The sequence below is a fragment of the Streptomyces sp. NPDC018693 genome (assembly GCF_044391385.1).
Lineage (GTDB): Bacteria > Actinomycetota > Actinomycetes > Streptomycetales > Streptomycetaceae > Streptomyces.
Window position 1 is genome coordinate 1 of record NZ_JBIRZZ010000049.1, and the last position, 1568, is coordinate 1568.

Below are 1568 nucleotides of genomic sequence, written 5' to 3' on the forward strand. Positions count from 1 at the left end.
TCCTAGTGCCGCATCAGGCAACGTTCGCCCTGTCGACCACGGCTCGTAGCCGTTGATCGGCGGCGTGACGGTTTCGCCAGATGATGTAGCGGCGGATCATGCTGCCCTGCTCCCTGTGGCTGGCATGGTCGGTTCCGTCCAGAGCGAAGTAGCGCAGGGCGGTGAACTGGGCCTCGATGCGGTTCAGCCACGAGCTGTTCGTAGGCGTGTAGGCGAACTCGACGTTGTTGGCCGCGGCCCAGTCGCCGACCCGGCTGTCCTTCTTCGTGGTCAGGTGTGGGGAGTAGTTGTCGAGCACGATCGCGATGCGGATCTTGGGCGGGTAGAGGCTGCGCAGGTAGCGGCAGAACTCCAGGAACCTCGTCCGGTTCTTCTTCGGCTTGATGTGGCCGTAGAGCTTGTCCTTGGCCAGGTCGTAGGCGGCGAAGAGGTGCCGGACCCCGTGCGGGCGGGTGTAGGTCGCCCGCCGTCGGGGCCGGGGCTCCCGGTCGGGGTCCTTGTGCCGTCCGCCGCGCTCGGCCCACTGTCGGCCGGGGTGGGGCTGGAGGTTGAGCGGTCCGAACTCGTCCAGGCATAAGACGACTTCGGGCTCGCCGTCCTCGGGTATGACTTCGCCGTCGGCGATCGCGTAGAGGTGCTCGACGCGGGCCTTCTTGGCGGCATAGTCAGGGTCGCGGGAGGTCTTCCAGGTCTTTATGCGTTGAAACGACACGCCCTCCTCGCGGAGCAGGGCCCGAAGGCCCTCGTGGCTGATGTCGTCGACCACCCCCTCGGCGACCAGGAAGTCGGCCAGCTTGGCCAGGCTCCAGGTCGAGAACGGCAGACCGTGCTCGGCCGGCCTGGACTTGGCGATCTTCTTGATCTCGCGCCGCTCGGGCAGGGTGAACGTTCTGGGCCGACCGCCTTTGTACTTCGGGTAGAGGGAGTCGAAGCCGTCGGCGTTGAAGTTGTGGATCACATCCCGGACCCGGTCCGCGCTGGTGAACGTCACCTCGGCGATCTTCGCCACGGGCATGCCCTGCGCGGACAGCAGCACCATCTGCGCCCGCCGCCAGGTCACCACCGACCCGCTGCCCCGGCGGATGATCCTCAGCAGGCGCTGCCCCTCATCGTCATCGATCTCGCGAACGCGTACTCGCTCAGCCACCAGCACAGCTTCCCTGCCGCGCGCTGCCAGCGATGGTCATTCCGTCGGCGTGCCGATCCGCAGCCGGTTGCCGTCAGGGTCGCGCAGCTCAATCTCACGCGCCCACGGAGCATCCTTCGGCTGCACACCGAACTCGGACGCGATGGCCTCGACATCACGAACGCGGAGGTAGACCAACGTGTCGGGTCGGGCATCGCCCTTGTGCTCGGACAAGAACAACCGCACCCCGCTCCGGGCGACCTCGACGAACGCGGGAAGTCCCGGTTCGAAGCGGTGTTCCCACTGCTTGGCGAAGCCCAGCCGCTCGTACCAAGCGACCGCCGCCGCAGCGTCCCCTACGCGAAGAATGGGAATGACTTCTTCGTCCACGGAGTCATCGTCGCAGACCGCCCAGGGCGAACGTTGACTGATGCGGCACTAG

The 1568-nt window shown here is 66.6% G+C and carries 2 protein-coding genes; both read right to left on the minus strand.

Annotated features, from left to right (window positions below):
* Positions 1 to 13 precede the first annotated feature (13 nt).
* Positions 14 to 1147, minus strand: coding sequence for an IS630 family transposase (locus tag ACH5AC_RS38420; RefSeq protein ID WP_398866995.1), 1134 nt, complete (start codon positions 1145 to 1147; stop codon positions 14 to 16).
* Between the two features lie 36 nt (positions 1148 to 1183).
* Positions 1184 to 1516, minus strand: a complete 333-nt coding sequence (locus ACH5AC_RS38425; RefSeq protein WP_398866996.1) for a glyoxalase superfamily protein — start codon at positions 1514 to 1516, stop codon at positions 1184 to 1186.
* Between the last annotated feature and the right edge of the window lie 52 nt (positions 1517 to 1568).